The organism is Methanosarcina sp. DH1, assembly GCF_020804205.1.
Classification (GTDB): domain Archaea; phylum Halobacteriota; class Methanosarcinia; order Methanosarcinales; family Methanosarcinaceae; genus Methanosarcina; species Methanosarcina vacuolata.
The window spans coordinates 1-14,355 of the sequence record NZ_WJBJ01000019.1 but is presented as its reverse complement, the minus strand read 5'-3'; the positions used below and the strand labels follow the sequence as shown (position 1 = coordinate 14,355).

Below are 14,355 nucleotides of genomic sequence, written 5' to 3'. Positions count from 1 at the left end.
CCCTTTACAAGATTTCCAAAAAATCGTGAAAGGGCTTGTTAAATACACAGGATAAACTTTTGGATATGTATATCTTAAACAGGATCTTCGTTGTTTTGTGTGGATATCCTCATAATATCCTCATAATATCCTCATAATATTCTCATAATATTCTCATAAAAACCAATGCGGTCTCGAATTGAAAATTGTTTTATCCACAGGGAATGACGAAGAGCCTGAAATATCCAATTCGTTTTTTTGAATTAATACTAACCTTTTCTTGTTATTCTAAGGCGTAATTCCGGATAAAACAATGAAAAAACAATCCTGGACCGCAAATTAATCTATTTAAGAGGAGCAAGACTCAAAACCATAAATTAGTCCTTTTGAGTGAAGCGTAGCAAAAAGGACAACTGACTCCCAAAATGCAATTAGGGTAGTGAAAGCCGGTTTGTGAATAAGGATAAGTTCTTTAAATGCTAGTGCCAAAGGCTTGCGCTTTAGTTAGCCAATCTCCCTGTAAAATATCTCCTTTTGCTGATACGCTGGTAGCTATTAAGATACCTCTGTCTTCCCATTTCATATAATCTGCCGTATACTTGTAAGTGTCTATGGCACCGCTGAAAAATTGTTCTTCATCGCACTCTCCACACATAATTAAAGCAGATTCTTTTACTATGAGAGATTTTTTACGGCTGTCCACACAGTAGGCACAAAACCTGTCAATTACAGCCTTTAACTGTGCAGAAATTCCAAAGAAATATAACGGGGAAACCAGTACAAGCATATCTGCACTTTCAAGTAGTGGTTCAATTTCTTTCATATCGTCACATTGAACGCAGGCTCCATCTTTTGTCCAACACATAATACAGGCCTTACATCCACTAACATTGAGTTTTGCCGCTTTGATTTTATTTACGGTATGCCCCTTTTCCATTGCTCCTTTCATAAAGGCATCTGCTAGCATATCGCTATTTCCATTATCTCGTGGACTACCAGTAAGTATCAGTATATTTTTATTCATTATATAACATCTCCAAAAAATTAGTTTTATCTTTCTCTGTAATTTTGCGTTTCACCCTACACGGATTGCCAACAGCTATTACATTGGCCGGAATATCCTTTGTCACTACACTTCCTGAACCGATTACAGTGTTATCGCCAATAGTAACACCCGGATTCACAATAGCGCCGCCACCAAGCCAAACATTGTTGCCTATGGAAATAGGAATGGCATATTCCAACTGGTCATTCCGTATGTCGGGATGTATGGGGTGTTCTGCGGTAAAAAGACTCACATTGGGTGCAATAAAAGCGTTGTCACCGATGGTAACTGTAGCGCAGTCGAGAATCGTGCAATTATAATTGGCGTAGAAATTCTCCCCTATGGAGATATTGTATCCATAATCGCAGCGAAAGGGCGGTTCAATAATGAAGTTTTTACCCGTTTTGCCAAAAAGTCTTTTAATGATCTTATCGCGTTGCTCAATTTTGCTGGGGTGCAGAGCATTAAACTCAAAAATCAATTCCTTTGCAGCCTGACGTTCTGCGACCAGTTCGTCCCCAAAAGCTCTATACGGTTTGCCTTCTAACATTTTTTCTTTTTCTTTCATTTTAAATTCCTTAGATCTTTCAATAAATTGACGATATCACTTTAAGTTTTCTAGTTGTATGTTGGAAGCAGCCATTCCGTATGGGCTTTTTTTAATAATCGTTTTCTTTATAAATAAAAGGAACAGGCATCTGAGGCATAATTTTGATAGCTATATAGCAGACAGAATTTAACCTGAAAACCATATTAATTATCTTGGACATATTTCTTCGTCATGCGAAATGGCTTCAGTGCGTGTTGGAAAAGTAGAGTTTAAAACTTCGCATGAGATTAGTCCTCTTGAGCAGTCGAATTGAGCAAAACAGATTTCATGCTCTCGATGCGGAATTTTGGGTACACTACAGAGCTACCAGCTGTTGAACAGAGAACAGTCTTCCAGAGACAGAACTTAGGCTGTAGAGCCGCAACTCTGCCAGGATGGGACCCAGACGGGAATCAATTATATACTAAAAGAGAAAAGAGAAGAAAAATGACCTATTACATAGCAGACTCAGCTGTTTTTATAATGGGGAACTGTGACCTGGACAGTTCTCTCATAATTACCGTTCCTTCGGTTGCGGATGAATTGAAAAGTAAGGATTCCGAGCTTCGTTTTGATCTTGCAAAAGAAGGTGGGTTACGTGTGGAATGGCCAGAGCCTGAAATGGTAAAAGAAGTTCGGAAAATGGCTGAGCACACGCGGGACTCCGAAGAGCTCTCAAAAACGGACCTGGAAATCCTCGCAAAAGCTCTTGAATACAGGGATAGGGGCATATTGCTTACGGATGATTATGCAGTCCAGAACGTTGCTGTGCAGCTTGGGATTCAGGTTAAGCCTATTGCCCAGAAAAAAATAAAGGATATTATTATCTGGCAAAAGCAGTGTATAGGTTGCAAAAAGACTTTTGACAAAGGGGATGTCTGCCCTATCTGCGGTTCTCCCCTCAAGAAAAAAAGGAAAAAAAGTAGAAAAGAAAAGAGTTACTCTTGAGCTGAAGAAAAAGATATAATGCTTGATAATGTAATAGTGTCTTTAATTGAGAGAATGTACATTTGAATATAGTTTTCCAGGCAGTATTCGAGGCAAACGTTGTGAATTTGTTGTAAAAAGTGCCGAAAAAGTGCCTAATAACGTACCTAATAAAGTACTTAATAAAGTGCCGAAAAATACAGCCAGATAAAAATTCAGGTGGGAATGGAGGCATGAAGAACATAGAAGATTTAATCCAGAAAGCTGTGGAATTGCAGAGTAACGGGCTTGTAACCGGCCAGATTGCCGACGAACTCAACGTTTCAAGGGAAACGGTTACCTGGCTTTTAACCCGTTCAAAAAAAGAAGTAGCAGCCCCCGCTCCGAAGGATATTTCCGTAAACTGGAGCAGCATAGGAAAAAGTGCTACACGGCTCCACTACATCTCGCTTGCGCTCTGCGACATGGTGCTTGAGACTCTGGAAAAAACAAACGCCGAAGTTGACGTTGTTGTCGGTGTCGCTGCCAGTGGCATTCCCCTAGCAAGCATGATGGCAAATGAACTGGGAGCTGACTTTGCTCTATATCATTCCCGTAAAGGACAGGATGTAGTCCAGCCAGGCCAGAAAGGAACAATAAGCAGAAACTTCGGAGGCGTTGCCGGCAAGAACTGTGTGATCGTAGACGATGTTATTACCACAGGTTCCACAACTATGGAAGTCATTGAGCAGCTTCGGGAAATGGGCGCAAAACCAAGAGCTGTAGCAGTTCTTGTAGATAAAAAAGGTGCAGATATGATTGCTAATGTCCCGATCCAGTCTCTTGTAAGGATTGTACGCCTGGACTAAATAGCAAAGCAAGGAAATTGTAATAATCTTTTTGCATGGGGGCCTTTCCAAGTGAGAGGTTTCCCATAACTTGCAGTATTTTTTAAAATTAGTGTTTAATTAAGATTGTCTTTATTATTTTTTTATGAAAAATAGTTTGACGAGTCATTTTCAAATAACGAGTCATTTTCAAGGAAATTTTGTGTAAAAATTAGAACTTCTTAAGAGGGCATATTTTAAGATTATAACTTTTTGAGAACTCAATATCTTAAAAACTCAATTTCTTAAAAATTCAATTTCTTAAGAACTCAATTTCTTGAAAACTCAATTTCTTAAAAACTCAATTTCTTAAAAATAGACTATTTAAAAATAGAATTTTTCTATCCAGAATAGAAGCAAAGGAAGGAAAGAGGCTATTAAAGCCCTTTAATATTCGACATCGGTGGCTGCTATCTTTTCAGCAAGCCTTGATAACACCTCAGTCCTCATTCCTTCTACAAATTTGATACTTCCTACAACCAGATGTCCTCCTCCGCTGACGCCTGCACCTTTCATTTCTTCCCGGAGTTCCCTGACGATTTTCGGAATATTCATGAGCACACCCTTTGAACGGATGACCGCAAAATCAGGGCCGTATCCAATGGTTACCACGGGTTTATCCGGATATTTTTTGGTAAGCACGTCATGAACTTCTCCTGAGGTCTTTCCTGGTGGCGGGAAGGTGAACTTCTGGGCGTAGTTTTCAACGTCTATCACGTTCATGATAGTTCCATTTGACAGTTTTTGAGACTTTACATTAAAGAGGCAGGTCTCAAGCTGGTCCTGGATCATGGTATTTGCCTGTTCGCAGAGCAGGGAAACAAGGTTTTTATGGGTTTCATGATCCCCGAGATCCAGGATGTCGTCGATAAGGCCCTTTCCACTACTGAATTTCAGCCAGAACTGCTCATAGTCCAGAGCCAGAGCCATTTCTTTCAGCTCTTCAAGGTTATAACGGTCCGATACAAGAGAGATATACCTTTCAGCTTCCGGAGCCTCTGAACGGTCTCCAACCGCTGAAACCGCGGGAAGATGTTTTATTGTGTCGCTAATATCGGGATTGATCATACGAGCAACTTCAGCACAGAGCATTCCGGCAGTAACCCCGAAATCTCCTCCCACATGCGCAGGATTTACATGCCCTATAAGGTACTGGTCAACAATCTCATCCGGATGATGGTGGTCGATAACAAGCATGTCGATTCCATAGACTTTGGCCTGCCGCATTGAAGGTACGTCTTCTTCCGTTGATCCGTTGTCTACCAGGATTACAAGAGGCATTTTCTGACCATGCCTGGAAAGATCTTCAAGTGCAAACGAAATATCCCTCGTAACATCGGCAAGTTCGTAAAAAGGAGCTTTGGACGGGGCACGCTTGTAGAAGTAATACTCTGCATCCATTCCTCCGATTTCCGTAATAAGAGGCAGGATGGCCCTTTCAATTGCAATTGCCGAGGTAATGCCATCGGCATCGGCATGGTGCCTTAGAATAATCGGGGTTGAATGGAGAATAGCTCTTTTGATTTCTTTGGCTACATGGAGCATCCTGGGTTTAAGTTTCTCCATAATCTCGCTTTTGACAAGGAAAGGAATATCCGCAGGAGCTGCCTTTTTGTCAATTTCTCTCTCAACTCTGCCCTTGACAATTGCTTCCTTCTCTCCGGTCAGCAATTTCATGCTCATGACCTCGATCTGGATCTGGTCATCTCGCAAAGTCACTTCTCCGGTAATGGAAACAATCATTTCTATGTCAATATGCGGATAGGACCTTTTCCCTGCGCTCTCAAAGGCTGCACAGGGCACAAAGCCTCCCTCATCGCTAATTGTAAAAATCGTGGGCCCGCTGGTCTGCTTTACCTGAATTACTTCTCCTTCAATTCTGAGGAGCCTGCCCTTCATACTGGAGTCGATTTCAGCTGAATTTTTGAGCGGAAGCTCTTTTTCAATCTCGACAGTTTCGTATTTTTTAAGGGTTTTAGGGATCAGGTCAAGCTTTCCTCCGGCCTTAATGCTTTTTACCAGTACAATCACGGCATCTCCCACTTCTGGAGGAACTCCGACATTGCTAGAATGCATAAGCCCTCTTACGTGAGGGTTAAGGTCCACAAATACCCCAAAAGACGCTTTACTGCTCACTACCCCATGATAAAGTTTTCCTGCTTCCACATCTTTAAGGTCGCAGGACTCATCAAGGGCATAAACATACTGAGAATGAGCACAGGAATCGCATACTTCTTCATCGGGATCCTGGGGGTTCTCAATACGTGCTCCACAAATCTTGCATGTGTATATCTTCCCCAGCCCCTTACAGGTTTTACAGGGAGTAGTTACTTCGATACTTCCAACACCTTTACATTTCTCACAAGCAGCACCATTTTTTAAAAGGTTGTCAATATTTTTTTCTGACATTTTCATGAAATCAATTGATTTTGATTTACCTTTGCCCTTACACTGAGGGCAGATTTCAGTTGAAACAACTTCATAGCCACGTCCGTGGCAGTCTGGACATTCCTTACTCATTAGTATCAACACCAATGGTTCTTCCGAACCTGCGTTTTCTTGACTTACTGTTTGTGGCTCAGAATAAGTTTCTGAACCTGACAGTGTTTCTCGTTCTTAGTGTCAGCTTTTAAGTATGCTGATCTAACTCTGAGGCCTTATCAGGGCCAAAAATCAATGTCATTCTGGTTCTTTTTCCCTGTTAACTCACTTTTCCCTGTTTTATATTTTCTATGTTCCAAATATAAGTGTTTTCAGAGACAAGTATTTCTCAGAATGAGTCTCTCAAAGTTTCTTCATAATTTCATCCAATAAGGCATCTGCATTTTTGACATTTTTCCTTCTCCGGTATTGCTCAAAATCTGAAAAACTGAGGTCAATGAAGATCTAGAGAAGGAAGAAATAATAAATAATAATACAATAATAATATAAGCTTTTCAGATGTTTCTAGAGTGCAGGGTGCAAAATTTTTGAATTATGAATACTTACTTTATAGAAAGTTTATTATTGATTATCCGAATAAAGAATACTTAGTTATTATTAAGTCTAATTTAAATATTAATGGAATAAGAGGTCATAAAAATTATGAGCATCTTTGCCAGTCAAATCTACCTTCCTGTATTATTAGTTGTAATATTAATACTCTCACAATCAATAAAAATGGTTAACGAATATGAGAGAGTAGTTATTTTCAGGTTGGGACGTCTCAGTGGCGTAAAAGGCCCTGGAATTTTTCTGATTATCCCAATTGTCGACAGAGCCTTAAAAATAGATCTGAGAGTTGTTGCAATCGATGTACCCAAGCAGGCTGTAATCACCAGGGATAACGTCACGGTTGAGGTTGATGCGGTTGTTTATTACAAGGTCATAGAACCTGGAGCTGCCATAACTCAGGTTGAAAATTACATGTTTGCGACTTCTACCCTCTCACAGACTACCCTGAGAGACGTTATGGGACAGATGGAGCTTGATGAGCTGCTTTCGGAAAGAGAAAGTATCAACAAACAAATTCAAGAGCTTCTGGACAAGTATACCGATCCCTGGGGGATCAAGGTTACGGGAGTTACAATTAGAGACGTTGCCCTGCCTGATACAATGAAAAGAGCAATTGCCAAACAGGCTGAAGCCGAAAGAGAAAAGCGTGCCAGAATTATCCTTGCGGAAGGAGAATCTCAGGCTGCGCAGAAAATGAGAGAAGCTGCAATTTCCTATGAAGGTGTGCCCGCAGCAATCAAGTTGAGGGAGCTACAAACTTTAGCCGAGATTGCCAGGGAAAAGAACCTCATAGTAGTTACCCAATCCCAGGCTCTTGAAACCGGAAATATAGCGGCTTTATCTAAGGCTATTGCGGAACAAAAAGAGCAGTAAACAAAAATAAGCTTAAAAAAGGATAATAACAGCAAAAGAACTGAAGGAAATGAATGAGCAAGAAAAGACCGGTAACCATGTCTGTAGAAAGAGGGCCAAATCTCTTCTTTATTTTCTTCCTGTGTTTCATCCTCATAGCCGTTTCTATACCCTCTGTGGATGCAGGACCTCAACAGAAAGTACTTGTGCTTGAAATATCCGAGGCTATTACACCAGCTTCAGATGATATTATAGCAGATGCTATAGAAAGAGCTGAAAATGAAAATTTTGAGGCCCTTGTAATTAGCTTGAATACCCCAGGTGGAGGCCTGGATGAAACTCAAACAATAATAAGCGCAATTGAGAATGCAAGCGTGCCTGTTATCGGGTATGTGCCCGAAAGTGGTAAAGCCTGGTCAGCCGGAACTCTCATCCTCATGGGAACAGATATCGCTTCAATGGCGCCTTTCACGGTTATAGGATCAGCTCAGCCCGTTCAGATGTCGGCAGAAGGGACAAAACCCATAACAGAAGAGAAAATAATAAATGCTCTTGTCAAATTTTCGGTTGCAACAGCCAGTAAACACGGGAGAAACGAGACCTTTGCAGAAGAAGTCATAACAAAAAATAAAAATCTTGACGCAGAGGAAGCTCTGAAGAGCAACGTAATAGAATATGTAGCACCCTCTATCCCGAATTTACTGACACAGATTGACGGGCAGGAGGTAAAAGGAAAAGTCCTGCAAACCGAAAATGCAGGGATAGAAAACTATGAATCTCCACTTTCTCTCTCCCTTTTAGGGTTGATTTCAAACCCGATTATCTCATCCCTTCTTTTGACCCTGGGAATTTACGGGCTAATTTTTGGAATCTCAAGTCCGGGAGCAGGAGCAGAAATTTTTGGACTCATCTCAATCGCACTCGGGTTGATAGGCACAGGCTTTGATATTAACATAGGGGCAATTTTCCTAATTCTTCTAGGAATAGGACTTCTGATCATTGAGATTAAAGTACCTGGATTTGGGATATTCGGGTTTGCGGGCCTAATCAGCCTCATAATAGGAAGTATACTCCTTGTACCCATGGGAAGCGAAAATATTTACACCCCAGAATTTAGAAAGGTTCTTGCCCTGACCGTCGTTGCCCCTACAGTTGTTTTCGGATTGTTCCTGGTTTTTGCAATCTACAAAGTAACAGAGATCAGAAATAAAAAACCGGTTATTGGGGAGTTTATAGGGGAAATTGCCGAAACTATAGACCCTTTAGGGCCGCAAAAAATAGGCTTTGTCCGTTATAAAGGAGAATACTGGAAAGCTCATTCAGAAGAGGAAATTGAACCGAAGGTAGAGGTCGAAATTACTGGAAAAGTAAGGGAAACCCTTTTAGTAAAAAGAAAAATGTAATTATCCCCTCTCCTCCGGCTCAATTTCTTTTTCTTTTAAGCCTTTTAAAAAACTTGAAAAGGCTTTTGATTAAAATGTGTTAAGTAATTTAGACATGTAATTTAAACATTTTTTTCGCTAAAGCCTTTTTTTAAAAGGCTTTATTTACTTCTTATTTTTTCGAGGACTTTCTGTTTCTTTTCAATAGCTTCAAGAGCGGCCTTATCAATTGCTGCTTTCATTTCTTCAAAGTCCCTGGGATTCTCTTCCCCATGAACTTTTTTAACTGGTGTATATGCAGACTCTCTAAACCTTGGTGTGAAGTCCCGGCATTCGCCATTTAAGAAGATTTCAGCTCCGTTTCCTTCCTCAACACGCCCTATGACATCAATTTTAATATCTGCAGCTCTGACAGTATCAAGAATTTCATCAGCATATGCAGGGGGAACAATTATAAGCAGGGCATCGAGAGAAACTCCAAGATAGTCGATTTTCAGGCTTTCAAGCATTGAAAGCACCTTTGGGTTCACAAGAGCCCTTATCTTTTCCTCTTCAAAGACCAGTTTTACCCTTGCGGTCTTTGAGATTTCTTTTGCATCTCCCCTTATCCCGCCGTTTGTTACATCAGTCATCGAATGGACTTTCTTATGCAGTCCGGACTGCAACAGGACCTCACAGGCTTCCAGGAAACGGATATTAATGGTTTCCTCCACAACTTCATGCATCCCATAGTAAAGTGCAGTTGTGGAAACCGTACCCCCACCTGCGCCTTCGGTCATAAGGATAAGGTCTCCTGCTTCGGTCCGGTTCCGTGAGGTAAGAGAAGAGGTTATGCCCACAGCTCCAACGCCGCCTGTCATGCGTTCACCTATGACCATGTCCCCGCCGATCCGAAGCGTGCTTCCTGTAATAAGAGGTATTCCGGTAAGTTCCGATACCGTAGTTATTCCTGCAATATGGTCGAAGATCTTTGCTACATCTCCGTCGTCTGCTACATGAATGTCGGAAAGCATTGCCAGGGGGCGAGCTCCCATAGCGTATATATCACGCAGAGCTGCCCGAGCTACGTGAAAGCCCGAAAGAAAAGGAAAGTCGCTCAGGCGAGAATGAATTCCGTCAATTGTAACCACAAGGTAGTCTTCGCCGATTTTGACAACTCCAGAGTCATCAAGCTGAGAGCTATCTACAACAGCACCTGTCTTGCCTATAACTTCTCCAAGCTTGGAATGAACGTAAAAATCCCCTGTACCCCTGGAACCTACCCCGAATTCTCCCATTGAAACTCCTGAGAAAGTGGGGCTTAACACATCACCGGTCACATCAAGTGTTGCTTTTGCCTCACAAACAACCGCAGCCGCGATCTCATGAGCCCTATCTGGGTTTATATGCTTAATTTCAAGAATTCTTGAAGCCAGCTTTGCCTCAAGCTCTGCTTCATTTGAGGGGTTCTCCCTGAGAGCCCGTTTTGCGTAGCCTTCTATATCCATAGTAACCATCTCTTGCAGATATTTCTGCCCTGAAAGGTATGCAGGGCAGGATAGTTTGGCATTCAAGTACAATCCATTTATTTTAGGTATTCTGTTGATTTTAGATACTTTAGTGTAAAGTGCAAAGGAATCAGAATTAAATAACCAGAAAAAATGAAAAAATAAATTTTGAGCCCGAGGGAAAATTCCTTAGAGAAATACTTTCAGCACATGTCTACAAAGTTTTTCAGAATCTTCAACCCGATAGCTCCACTTTTTTCAGGGTGGAACTGGGTACCCATAACATTACCTTTGGAATTTACGACAGACGCTGAAAAGTCCAGCCCATAATTGCAGGATGCAAGGGTGTTTTCAGGCGCTGTGTCCACATAGTAGGAATGGACGAAGTATACGAAAGAGTTGTCAGGAATTCCTTTAAACAGAGGGTGGTCCTGCTCGATTTTAATGTTATTCCAGCCAATATGAGGCACCTTTAACTCGGATTTTGGAAAGCGCAGCACCTTTCCAGAAATAAGGTTCAGCCCATCAGTAAGCTTTCCTTCCTCCGAAGAACTCATGAGAACCTGTTGTCCAAGACAGATCCCGAGCATCGGCTTGCCTGACCGTGCGTATTCTTCTATAGTCCCTTTGATGGGGTCAAGGCACTTCATCGCGTCCACAAAAGCGCCGACGCCCGGGAGAATTAAACCGTCTGCGGCAAGAATCTCCTCAGGATCCCCTGAGATTGCGGGACTTGATCCGACCTGTTCAAGCCCTTTTTGAACACTGCGGAGGTTTCCAAGCCCGTAATCGAGAATCACAATTCTTTTCATAGCTTTAACAAACTAAGTTAAGATAGATTAACTTTACGCGCAACGAAAAGTACAGCACGAAGATAATCGAAGGACAGAAGGAAACCAATTAAAAGAAAGGTAAAAATGAAACGAAAAAATTAGACAAAATATAAAGGGATTGTAAAATCTTTTGCAGTTAAGACCTCCCAGCAGGAAGGCTGTAAGAGCTATTCTCCCTTTCAAAAGTCACCTTGTATTTGCCACAATGTATACATTCATAGCGTTTTTCGAGCACTGTTGGCAAAAAGCACAATGCACCGCTTTTCCGCTTCCATTCATGCAGTCCTAAAAAACACAAGAAACTACGGTTACGATCCGATTCGTCTGAGTCATCAGAGCATTCCTGAGTCAAAAAACTGTTTCTCCTCGTTTCTGATTGTTAAGGTTATTCTACAACAGTAAGTAAATTATGGTTAAAAGAACTATATAAATACATAGTTTTTTTAGGAAAATATAAAGGAGTTCTGCTATGGGGAGATATGTATGGCTAAAAATAAACGAGTAAATCCATATTATTAAAATATTAATAAAATTTAATATTAACCATGTTATAATGTTGTAATGTTTTTAAGGGAATAAAACAATTTTATACACGAAGGTTAGAAAGTCTCCAGAAATAGCACCTGAAAATGAATCCAGGAAGATGCGTTCATTATCAGTTTTTGGTACTCTACAAATCGATGAACTGCTATTCTTCGGCGGTCTTACTACCTGGATCCATTCTTTCCATGTAACTTTTGTTCAATTCAGTAAATTCTTTATATGCACTCTAAGATTTTGCCAAAATAGTGCATCTCTTATCGACTATTTTTCCATTTATTATAAAAAATTTAATGTTTTGACATTAGGAGATGCTTCAAACTTTCTACAATTTTCCTGAGCATAAATCTCCAGGAAGCACAGGAACTTTTAGGAAACTTCTTTTCAAACTGCTTCCTGATCTCTCCTATGTCTTCATGAGAGAAACATAAAATCAATGTGATGGGTCAGTTTTCTCCTGAGGCCTACAGCTAATACCATCTTACAGTATCTAAGTACCTTCGATGAGCTCGTCTTGTTCTTCAAACTCATAAATACAGCCATGTCAGGCCTCTCAAGATCCGAGTTACAGCCTTGCTCTTCTACAGGCTTCCTATCTGCATTTTTCTAGGGCTTCAAGAGATAACAACCCCGCTGTAGCAAAATATTAATAGAGTCTGGTGTTAATAATTTAGCAAAGTTTTTGGGGGATATAACATGAAGAAATTTAAATTTATCAGACATGACGAGAAAGCTATGGAACTCCCGATTAATATCGTTGTGATGCTCGTTGTCGGGATGGTTGCCCTTGCAACACTCATTTCGATCATGCCGACCCCGACAAAGGATATGTCGGTATTTGTGGAAAATGCAGGGCTTAGAGGAGGCACCTTTGAGAAAGGGAACTCAATAATAGTAGATGAAAATACCGCAGAAAACCCTTTTGCAATAACCGTAGTTGTAAAGACAACTGACAGCGACGGAAATCCTGTAAGAAATGCAAACGTTATTCTGAGAGGGCTTGGTGGAGCAGCATCAAATACTACGGATGCTAATGGGTTCACTTACCTGACAACTCCGCAAGGTGCAGAGGTCAGGCTTGACCCTAACCAGAACGAGGGGACAATGGACCTGAAAATTGTGGCCGACGGTTTTTATGACTACGAGAAAAAAGATGCTGTAATGATCATCAAGACCAGGTAATTGTGCATCTTCCAAAAGTAAAACTGAAAGGAGGAGCCGTACATGCTGCGTGATAAATTCAAACATGACGAAGCAGGAACTCTGGGGCTTCCAATAAGGATTGTCGTGCTGACGGTTGTGGGTCTTATAGGATTTTGCACGATTCTTACAGCCCTGAGCAATGCCCCTACTCCTCCAAAACCTATGTATGCTACAGCAAATATGAGTGTACTTTCCTTACCTTCCACTGAAGGAGACAGTAATACGGAAACAAACCTGAGCGTGCCTGTAAAAGTGTTTGACAGCGAGAATCGCGGTATAAAGGGTGCAAACGTGATTGCCTGGAGCCCGGATAGAAAAAAAGCCTATTCGGGGGTTACAGACCTCGAAGGAAATGTAATATTGAAAATTTCGAATCCCAGACTGCCTCCGGGAAAAGCTGAAGGATACATTAAGATAAAAGTAATGAGAGAAGGATACAGAGATTTCACCAGCGATTATTTTCTGAAGGTGATTCGGAGCTAAATTGCTCTGGATATATTTATGCTGAAGAAGTCTGAGGTAAAAAGGATACTGAATCTTATTTTTGCATCATTTCTCCTTGCTTTCTGTTCTCTGTACTTTCTGTTCTCTGTACTTTCTGTTCTCTGTATTTTCATGCTTGTTACGTTGCGATAATTCCTACCCGGTATGCCAAATTTAGGTATTTGTTTCCTCTACTGTTGCAAGATCACCTTTGTTAATATTATTAACTGAACTGTGAGCCTCGTACACATACCTTTGTCCCCTCATTGCCGACAGCACTGCAGCTATGCCACAGAATACAGCTCCGATTATGAAAGAAATCCGCAGCGCTGGCATGAATGCCTGCTGTAATGTCTGCGGGAACCAGTAGTTACTTGTCAGTGTGGTCACGATTTGAATGGGGTATTCGTGACCCTCTGCACTCCCGTAGTAATAAACTGTTTAACAAACGTATCTTAATTGGGGAAGGATTGACACTACATTTAATTGGGCAAATAAGGATTAATATCCATTAAATAACTAATCATCTTTCCAGTATCTCCGAATCACTGCTCTAATTTTTCCAGAAACTCCTAATTTAGCCAAATTATTTATCCTTTTTGTATATACATATTATATACTATGAAGCAAGTTGAGTTGGAACTCCAAAACCATCTTGAAATTGATAACATTGAAGGATTCCTAATTCGTAAAGTAACCAAATTCGGGAACGGTGCAAAGGTCGACTGTCCCAAGGAGTATCTTGGACGTACGGTTTATCTTGTGATAATATGACTTTAGATCCTGCCAGATATTTTCGCACTCTAAAGACGTTGGATACATTCATAGATCGTTCTCTGGAATTAAAACCAAAGAGCAAATTCCTTTCCGGTTTCCACTATAATCGAGATCTTCTCAAATCTTCAGTTGCCAACACCTATGTCGAAACCGTTGGAAACCGAGCAGACTCTTTACATCTTGCAATAAAGAAAGTGCCTGTTTCAAACATTTATTGGGAGTATCTAGAAACGGTCAAAATCTTGGGAACAAAGTTTTGGCTTCAAGAAAAAGAAGTTGTATTAGCCTTTGATTATACAGATGAAGATTTTTATGGTGACCCTCAAGGTTTCTGGATACATGGATGGACTGGAGAACATGGAATATCTGGGAAATTCAAATTCTTGACATGTTCAATT

General features: G+C 40.8%; 14 protein-coding genes. 8 read left to right on the top strand and 6 right to left on the bottom strand.

What is annotated here, in order from left to right; translation table 11 throughout:
• Positions 1 to 451: 451 nt before the first annotated feature.
• Together FXW07_RS09070 and FXW07_RS09065 are read right to left on the bottom strand one after the other, a co-directional pair.
• A complete protein-coding gene (locus FXW07_RS09070) occupies positions 452 to 1,003 on the bottom strand; it encodes a flavodoxin family protein (protein WP_229395158.1) in 552 nt (183 codons plus the stop codon).
• Positions 996 to 1,592 carry a sugar O-acetyltransferase gene (locus FXW07_RS09065; RefSeq protein ID WP_229395157.1) on the bottom strand — a complete coding sequence of 199 codons (597 nt, stop codon included), beginning with the start codon at positions 1,590 to 1,592 and terminating at the stop codon, positions 996 to 998. Before FXW07_RS09065 ends, FXW07_RS09070 begins: the two co-directional genes overlap by 8 nt.
• Before the next feature lie 468 nt (positions 1,593 to 2,060).
• On the opposite strand from FXW07_RS09065, the gene FXW07_RS09060 reads away from it, so the two are divergent.
• A complete protein-coding gene (locus tag FXW07_RS09060; protein ID WP_048123986.1) occupies positions 2,061 to 2,561 on the top strand; it encodes an NOB1 family endonuclease in 501 nt (166 codons plus the stop codon).
• Positions 2,562 to 2,773: 212 nt separating this feature from the next.
• The gene (locus FXW07_RS09055) at positions 2,774 to 3,388 is read left to right on the top strand and encodes an orotate phosphoribosyltransferase-like protein (RefSeq protein ID WP_048121286.1); all 615 of its coding nucleotides are present in this window, start codon (positions 2,774 to 2,776) and stop codon (positions 3,386 to 3,388) included.
• 405 nt (positions 3,389 to 3,793) lie between these two features.
• On the opposite strand, the gene FXW07_RS09050 is transcribed toward FXW07_RS09055, so the two are convergent.
• Entirely contained in the window at positions 3,794 to 5,926 is a 2,133-nt protein-coding gene (locus FXW07_RS09050) for a DHH family phosphoesterase (RefSeq protein ID WP_229395156.1), read from the bottom strand.
• Positions 5,927 to 6,490: 564 nt separating this feature from the next.
• Here FXW07_RS09050 and FXW07_RS09045 point away from each other — a divergent pair.
• The gene (locus tag FXW07_RS09045; protein ID WP_229395155.1) at positions 6,491 to 7,273 is read left to right on the top strand and encodes a slipin family protein; all 783 of its coding nucleotides are present in this window, start codon (positions 6,491 to 6,493) and stop codon (positions 7,271 to 7,273) included.
• Positions 7,274 to 7,326: 53 nt separating this feature from the next.
• Complete coding sequence (locus tag FXW07_RS09040; protein WP_229395154.1) at positions 7,327 to 8,655, top strand: nodulation protein NfeD; 1,329 nt, start codon at positions 7,327 to 7,329, stop codon at positions 8,653 to 8,655.
• A gap of 140 nt (positions 8,656 to 8,795) precedes the next feature.
• On the opposite strand, the gene FXW07_RS09035 is transcribed toward FXW07_RS09040, so the two are convergent.
• Together FXW07_RS09035 and hisH are read right to left on the bottom strand one after the other, a co-directional pair.
• Positions 8,796 to 10,121 (bottom strand): AIR synthase-related protein, encoded by a 1,326-nt coding sequence (locus tag FXW07_RS09035; protein WP_048123982.1) that lies wholly within the window; start codon positions 10,119 to 10,121, stop codon positions 8,796 to 8,798.
• 203 nt (positions 10,122 to 10,324) lie between these two features.
• Positions 10,325 to 10,933 carry an imidazole glycerol phosphate synthase subunit HisH gene (gene hisH, locus FXW07_RS09030; protein ID WP_229395153.1) on the bottom strand — a complete coding sequence of 203 codons (609 nt, stop codon included), beginning with the start codon at positions 10,931 to 10,933 and terminating at the stop codon, positions 10,325 to 10,327.
• A 1,257-nt stretch (positions 10,934 to 12,190) separates the two neighbouring features.
• Between hisH and FXW07_RS09025 the strand changes: the two genes are divergently transcribed.
• Positions 12,191 to 12,676: an Ig-like domain-containing protein gene (locus FXW07_RS09025; protein ID WP_229395152.1), complete on the top strand. Its 486-nt coding sequence runs from the start codon at positions 12,191 to 12,193 to the stop codon at positions 12,674 to 12,676.
• Between the two features lie 42 nt (positions 12,677 to 12,718).
• Positions 12,719 to 13,180 (top strand): carboxypeptidase-like regulatory domain-containing protein, encoded by a 462-nt coding sequence (locus FXW07_RS09020; RefSeq protein WP_229395151.1) that lies wholly within the window; start codon positions 12,719 to 12,721, stop codon positions 13,178 to 13,180.
• Positions 13,181 to 13,354: 174 nt separating this feature from the next.
• Here FXW07_RS09020 and FXW07_RS09015 read toward each other — a convergent pair whose 3' ends face one another.
• On the bottom strand, positions 13,355 to 13,570 hold the full coding sequence (locus tag FXW07_RS09015; protein ID WP_229395150.1) for a hypothetical protein: 216 nt from the start codon (positions 13,568 to 13,570) through the stop codon (positions 13,355 to 13,357).
• Between the two features lie 231 nt (positions 13,571 to 13,801).
• On the opposite strand from FXW07_RS09015, the gene FXW07_RS09010 reads away from it, so the two are divergent.
• Both FXW07_RS09010 and FXW07_RS09005 read left to right on the top strand, forming a co-directional pair.
• A complete protein-coding gene (locus FXW07_RS09010) occupies positions 13,802 to 13,954 on the top strand; it encodes a DUF2080 family transposase-associated protein (protein ID WP_229394611.1) in 153 nt (50 codons plus the stop codon).
• Positions 13,951 to 14,355, top strand: a 405-nt coding sequence (locus FXW07_RS09005; protein ID WP_229395149.1) for a hypothetical protein, incomplete at its 3' end; no start/stop codon positions are given. The genes FXW07_RS09010 and FXW07_RS09005, both read left to right, overlap by 4 nt.